At 69.8% G+C, this 6,148-nt stretch carries 6 protein-coding genes; 5 read left to right on the forward strand and 1 reads right to left on the reverse strand.

All coding sequences use genetic code 11. The features are described 5' to 3' along the window. Window positions 1-20 precede the first annotated feature (20 nt). Window positions 21-1,148, forward strand: coding sequence for a hypothetical protein (locus ACTJJZ_RS12495; RefSeq protein WP_440721510.1), 1,128 nt, complete (start codon window positions 21-23; stop codon window positions 1,146-1,148). A gap of 12 nt (window positions 1,149-1,160) precedes the next feature. Here ACTJJZ_RS12495 and ACTJJZ_RS12500 read toward each other — a convergent pair whose 3' ends face one another. Beyond that, window positions 1,161-2,375, reverse strand: a complete 1,215-nt coding sequence (locus ACTJJZ_RS12500) for a THUMP-like domain-containing protein (RefSeq protein WP_440721511.1) — start codon at window positions 2,373-2,375, stop codon at window positions 1,161-1,163. Between the two features lie 84 nt (window positions 2,376-2,459). On the opposite strand from ACTJJZ_RS12500, the gene ACTJJZ_RS12505 reads away from it, so the two are divergent. The 4 genes from ACTJJZ_RS12505 (at window position 2,460) to ACTJJZ_RS12520 (ending at window position 6,113) form a co-directional block, all read left to right on the forward strand. Next, window positions 2,460-3,320 carry a hypothetical protein gene (locus ACTJJZ_RS12505; protein ID WP_440721512.1) on the forward strand — a complete coding sequence of 287 codons (861 nt, stop codon included), beginning with the start codon at window positions 2,460-2,462 and terminating at the stop codon, window positions 3,318-3,320. Then, the gene (locus tag ACTJJZ_RS12510) at window positions 3,317-4,210 is read left to right on the forward strand and encodes a hypothetical protein (RefSeq protein ID WP_440721513.1); all 894 of its coding nucleotides are present in this window, start codon (window positions 3,317-3,319) and stop codon (window positions 4,208-4,210) included. The genes ACTJJZ_RS12505 and ACTJJZ_RS12510 overlap by 4 nt, the downstream gene beginning before the upstream one ends. Before the next feature lie 137 nt (window positions 4,211-4,347). Continuing rightward, window positions 4,348-4,644 (forward strand): co-chaperone GroES, encoded by a 297-nt coding sequence (gene groES / locus ACTJJZ_RS12515; RefSeq protein WP_440721514.1) that lies wholly within the window; start codon window positions 4,348-4,350, stop codon window positions 4,642-4,644. Window positions 4,645-4,946: 302 nt separating this feature from the next. After that, window positions 4,947-6,113 carry an IS30 family transposase gene (locus ACTJJZ_RS12520; protein WP_440721084.1) on the forward strand — a complete coding sequence of 389 codons (1,167 nt, stop codon included), beginning with the start codon at window positions 4,947-4,949 and terminating at the stop codon, window positions 6,111-6,113. Window positions 6,114-6,148 lie beyond the last annotated feature (35 nt).

A 6,148-nucleotide genomic window follows, 5' to 3' on the forward strand; every position in this document is an offset into this window, starting at 1 on the left:
CGGTTCGGTAGCCTCGGCCCATGACGGGCGAGGAGCAGGAGCGGCGCGAGCTGGAGCGCCGCGCTTACGGCAGGGACGGGCCAGGGCTGACCGCCGCCGAGGCGGCCCGGCTCACAGACCTGCGCCGGGTGCCGCTCCCTGACGCCGAACCGCCGGTCCCCGCCCCGGCCTCGGTCCCAGAGCACCCCTCCCCGGTCCCTGAGCACCCCTCCCCGGTCCCTGAGCACCCCTCCCCGGTCCCTGAGCCTGTCGAAGGGGCCCCGCGCCATCCTCACGGCCCGTTCGCCGGTCTCCGCCTCTCCTCCTGGCTCGCCACCGGCCGCTGGAGGCGCCCGCGCTACCTCATCGGCGCAGTCGCGCTGCTGCTCCTCTGCGGCGTCGCCGTCGGCGTCGCCATCCCGCGTCCGCCCGACATCGGCCTCGGGCTGCGGTCGGGGGAGGCCGAACGCCGCGACGCGATCGCGAAGGGTCAGGACTACGACCCGGGCAGCGTCGAGCTGCTGGACCGTTCCGACTCCGTGCTGCTGTGGACGGCGACGTTGTCGCATGGCGGGTATCGCTGCGCCATCCTGGACGCCCCCGGCCTCCCGCAGCAGAAGGAGTGCCAGGCTCGCGAGCAGTGGCGGCAGAACCCGTACGCGCTTCAGGCTCATCTGGATCTGCCGGCCGAATCCGCCGAGCCAGGGCGTCGTGTCGCCTACGGCGGGACGATCTTCTCCTCCGGCAACGGCCTCGTCGGCGGATTCATCATGCGGTGGGAGGCGACCCCGCAGGAGGTGAATCAGGGGATGACCGACGAAGAGCTCGCCGCATCGGCGCGGATCGCGAGGGAACAGCACATCGAGACCCTGTCGATCGCCGGACGCTGGCGGGAGCTCGTGATCTGGCGCGGTTACGCGGACAACGGGTCTTCGCGCTGCCTCATCGTCGAGGCGCCGGAGCTGCACAAGGCCTGCGCAGCGAATTCCTTCACCGTCAGCAGTCCGTCGGACACCGTCGAGGACCCGTCGCTCACGATCGGGCTGCCCGCCACCGACACGCGTCCCTCGGCTCGCATCGAGCTGCGGACACCGCTGTACGCGGCGGAATACCTCGTCATCGTCGAGAACGCGGACGTAGGCGACGGGGGACTGTTCCCGTCCCGCTGATCCGCCCCGGCGTCACACCCGATCGGCGAGGATCGCGTGCCGCTTGTCGCCGACGCGCACCAGGATCAGCGTCGCCTCGGCGGATCCGCGCAGTACGAGCTTCTTCCGGAACGCGGCGGGGTCCACGTCGACGCCGCGCTTCTTGATCTCCAGGCGTCCGATGCCGGCCTTCTTCAGGGCGGCTCCGATCGCCTTCGGGCTCATCGGCAGCACCTCGCGGACGCGGAACGAGGCCGCGAACGGGCTCCCGGCCGGGGCGTCCGAGGTCAGGTAGGCGATGTGCGGATCGAGCATGCCGGCGTCGATGCTCCGGGCGAGGTCGCCGATCAGACGGGCGCGGATCACCGCGCCGTCCGGCTCGTGCAGGTACGCGCCGAGCGGGCGGACGTCCGCATCCTCCGCGTCCGCAGGAGCGGTCAGCTCGTGCGCGCGGTCGCCGCGGATCACCAGCGCCGCCCGCCGCACGTTCTCCCGGGCCAGCGCCCCGGACCACAGCACGAGCTCGACGACGTCGCCGTCCGCGCTGACCCACTGCGCCTCGACGTCGGCCGGGATCGCGTCGCGGTCGTGCGCGGGGCCGAGCTTGATGCCGGTCGGGATCCGCTCCGCGAGAGCGAAGGCCCACGCGAGCGAGGGCGAGTAGTCGCCGGCCGAGACGCGACGCGTCTCGGTGTGCCCGGAGGTGCGCCGGGCGGGGTCCAGCCACACGCCCTCGGTCGGCCTTCCGGACCCTGAGCCGGTCGAAGGGTCCGGTGCGTGATCCTCGGCGAGCCCGTGCCGCACCTCGGCGTCGGATCCGAACGGCGCGAGGTTGTACGCCGCCAGTGCGGCGGTGACCTCATCGGCGTCCACCGCGGTCACGCGGATCCCCGCTCCGGCGAACGCGAGCGCGTCGCCGCCGATCCCGCAGCCGAGATCGGACACGTGCGTGATCCCCGCCGCGCGCATGCGGCCGGCGTGGCGGGCGGCGACGCTCAGGCGCGTGGCCTGCTCGAGGCCTGCCCTGGTGAACAGCATGCGTCCGCCGAACTGGCCGAACTTCGCCGTCGCCTTGGTGCGCAGCCGTGCTTGGCCGACCACCGCCGAGACGAACTCGGGGGAGTGCCCCTCGGCGCGCAGCCGCATGACCGCGCGGGCGGCCGCGTCGGTGGACTCGATGGGCCCGAGGTCGTCGAGCATCCGCAGCGCCTCCGGCGTCAGCAGCACTCGCAGTTCGCTCATATCCACACGGTCCAGGCTATCGACGTCGCGGCACGGCCCGACGCGGACGGAGGGCACGTGAGCACGACCACGGCGGCCGAGGACGAGTGGGTGCGGCGGATCGGCCCGGAGGCGGCGAAGATGCGGCGTGCGCGGGCGCGACTGCGGATCTGGGCCTGGTGTCTGGTACCGGTAGGCGCGGCGATCACTGTCGCGGGCATCGCCTTCGCTGCCGCACGCGGGATGACGCAGAGCGCGCAGAGCGTCCTTGCGGTCGCGCTGACGCTCGGCTTCTTCGTGCTGTCCGCTGCGCTGTTCTGTGCGTTGAAGGCGAGACAGCAGCTCTTCGCGATGCGCGGCGCCGCGATGAGCTTTGCGAACGCCCGGGATCCGCACGTCGCCGACAGTGAACCGACGGGCCGGCTTTCCGGTGGTGCGACGCTCGACGTCGGGGTGCGCGAGCGGGGCGATCGGCCGCACCCCGCCGTGCTCGTCACGGAAGGATGGACCCCCGATGGGATCCGTCCGATACTCCCCGGGAGAACCGCGCGGGAATGGTTCCGTCTCGCGGCCATCTTCGGGATCGGATTCGGAGCCACGATCACCATCGGTGCCGCGCCGCTCGCCGTCGCGGCCTTCCACCATGTCTGGATCGGGGTCGTGATCGTGATTTCCATCGCTGGGTTCTTCCTGGTTGCAGCCAGCGTGATCGCGATCCTCGGGGGCCGGAAGCTGGGTGCGGAGTACGCGCACGGCTATTCCACGAACATGCCCGACGGCGGGTACCGCGGGGTGAACGACTTCCGAACCGATGTCGATCTGGTTGACGCGAAGACGGGTCGTCTGTTGCGCCGTGCCGGAGATCCGCCCCTCGATCAGCATGATTATTTCGGCCGGATCCGCGAGATCCGTTCATCTCACCCGGACGCGACTCCGGAGTACCTGACTCGAGACGGACGGAGGAGTCGGTGAGCACGACCACGGCGGTCGAGGACGTGTGGGTGCGGCGGATCGGCCCGGAGGCGGCGAAGATGCGGCGTGCGCGGGCGCGACTGCGGATCTGGGCCTGGTCGCTGATTCTTGTGACGTTCGCGACGTACGCGGCGCTGGTCGGAGTCATCGCCGATGTCCGCCGCGTGGGGCACGACTTCACTGTGGTCCTTCTGCCGGTGTTCCTCGGCGCGTTCACGCTCCTCGGTGCGATCGTCTGCGGCGCGCTGGCGCGCAGCATGAGGTTCCGCATGGAGGGTGCCGCCCTGGCCGCGCTCCGTCCCACGGTGAGCGACGCGTCGCCCCTGGAGATCCGGAATGCGCTGCGCCGAGCCGATCGCTTCGACGGGTGGGTGCGCGAGCGCGGCGCCGGCGCCCCGCGAGCGGCTTCATCGGTTGCCGCCTCGTCCGCCGTCGAGCCATGGCGGCCCGACGTCTCCCGACGCCTCCTTCCCGGACGGACGTCGTTCCAGTGGTTTCGGCTGGCGTGGGGAATGCTCGTCGCCGCGGCACCGCTCATGATGGTCGTCATGCTGACCGCTCTCATCCTGCGTCGGCTTCCCGGCGGGCCGGTCATCGGGCTCGTACTCTGGTGTCTTCTGCCCGCCTGGATGCTGCTCACTCTCGGCTGCTCGATCATCGGGCAGGTGCGGCAGGCCGCGGAGTATCGCGCGGGTTACCGCACGGCAGTGGCGCGGACGAGATCGGGTGCGATCATCGACGATCGCACCGGGGTCGACCTGGTGGATCCGAAGACCGGTTTCGTGATCCGGCCTGCATGCGCCCCGTCGCTCAACCGCGCGACCTACGATGCGCGGATCCGCGAGATCCGTGCGGCCCACCCCGACGCGATACCGCAACGCCTCGGTTGACGTCTTCGCAACCCGGCCGCAGTGTCGCCCGGCTGGCACTCGCATTGCATGAGTGCCAGCGTTGTGCCTAGACTGTCGTTAGCACTCTCGGGCTGAGGGTGCTAACCAGTCTTGAACCGTCAAGAAAGAGGTAGACCGTGTCGGTTTCCATCCAGCCGCTCGAGGACCGCATCGTCATCAAGCAGGTCGAGGCCGAGCAGACCACCGCGAGTGGCCTGGTCATCCCCGACACTGCGAAGGAGAAGCCCCAGGAGGGCGAGGTCGTGGCCGTGGGCCCCGGCCGCATCGACGACAACGGCAACCGCGTCCCGCTCGACGTGAACGTCGGCGACCGCGTGCTCTACAGCAAGTACGGCGGCACCGAGGTGAAGTTCGGCGGCGACGAGTTCCTCGTGCTGTCGGCTCGCGACGTGCTCGCGGTGGTCGTGCGCTGAGCGCCCACTGACGCCTCGAAGGCCCGGATGCCCCGAGCGGGTTCTAACGGTGGTCGCAACACCCCGAGTTTCGGGAGGTTGCGACCACCGTGTCGTTTTCAGAGGAGCAGGATCAGCGTCGGGCTGAGTTCTTCGCGTTGTTGAGTTCGGTGGGCAGTGTCTCGCTGGCAGCGCGGGAGTTGGGCATCAACCGCAACACGGCGTTCGGCTGGGCGAGGAAGGGTGGGTTCCGCTCTGGAGGGAAGTACCCCGCCCGCCCGGATCCACGTCGTGACGAGTTCGCGCGATTGCGGGCGGAGGGCATGTCGCGACGGGACGCTGCTGCCAGGGTCGGCATCCATGAGCGGACAGCCGAGGACTGGGACCATGGGGTTCGCAAGTCGCGGAACTCGCGGTTCTACCCGGACGGGCGGCGGGTGGATTACGCGACCGGGCGGGTCACGATGGAGACCATGGAAAGTCCACCACCCCTGGTTCCGGAACAGATCGGGTCCAGGTTGTTGTCCCTGATCGAGCGGGAGAAGATCGCGGATCTGCACCGGGCTGGTCTGTCGTTGCGCGCGATCGGGCGGGAGCTGGACCGACCGGCGTCCACGATCAAACGTGAGCTCGATGCGCACACGACCGATGGTCGGTATCTGCCGCACGGTGCGCACCGGGCAGCCGCCGCGGCGCGGGCGCGGCCGAAGCCGGGGCTTCTGGTCCAGCCTGGTCGGCTGAGGGACTACGTCGCGGCCGGTCTGCGAGAACAATGGTCTCCGGAGCAGATCCGCAACCGGATCCGCGAGGACCATCCTGACGATGAGGGCATGCGAGTGAGCACGGAGACGATCTACCAAGCCATCTACGTCCAAGCGCGCGGCGGCCTGAAACGCGAAATCACCGATGCTTTGCGCACCGGGCGGACCCGCCGCAAACCGCACCGGTCGCCGGAGCACCGCACCAGCCGGTTCGTCGATCCGATGGTGATGATCAGCGACCGCCCCGCGGAGGTCGAGGACCGCGCCGTCCCCGGGCACTGGGAAGGGGACCTGATCACCGGGGAACTGAACAAATCCGCGATCGTCACGCTCGTCGAACGCACCACCCGTTACGTGATGCTCGGGCACCTCCCCGGCGGGGACCACACCGCCGAGACCGTCCGTGATGTTCTCGTGGGCCTGATCGGCACCCTGCCGGAGCACCTGCGCGGGTCGTTGACCTGGGACCAGGGCGCGGAGATGGCCGGCCACAAAGCGTTTCGGATCGCGACCGGTGTCCCGGTCTACTTCTGTGATCCCGCATCGCCCTGGCAGCGCGGGTCGAACGAGAACACCAACGGACTGCTGCGGCAGTACTTCCCCAAGAGCACGGACCTGACCGTCTACGGGCCCGAGGACCTCGAACACGTCGCCCAGAAACTCAACCGCCGCCCACGCAAAACGCTCGGCTGGAAAACTCCAGCCGAGCGTCTGCTAGAACTTGTCTAGTTCAATCGGTGTTGCGACGACCCCTTGAATCCGCC

This window comes from Microbacterium sp. 22242, from assembly GCF_052045495.1.
Classification (GTDB): domain Bacteria; phylum Actinomycetota; class Actinomycetes; order Actinomycetales; family Microbacteriaceae; genus Microbacterium.

Bases quoted from the DNA above. Each gene is read 5' to 3' on its own strand.
- ACTJJZ_RS12495 (WP_440721510.1), top strand. From the start codon at position 21: ATGACGGGCGAGGAGCAGGAGCGGCGCGAGCTGGAGCGCCGCGCTTAC.
- ACTJJZ_RS12520 (WP_440721084.1), top strand. From the start codon at position 4,947: ATGTCGCGACGGGACGCTGCTGCCAGGGTCGGCATCCATGAGCGGACA.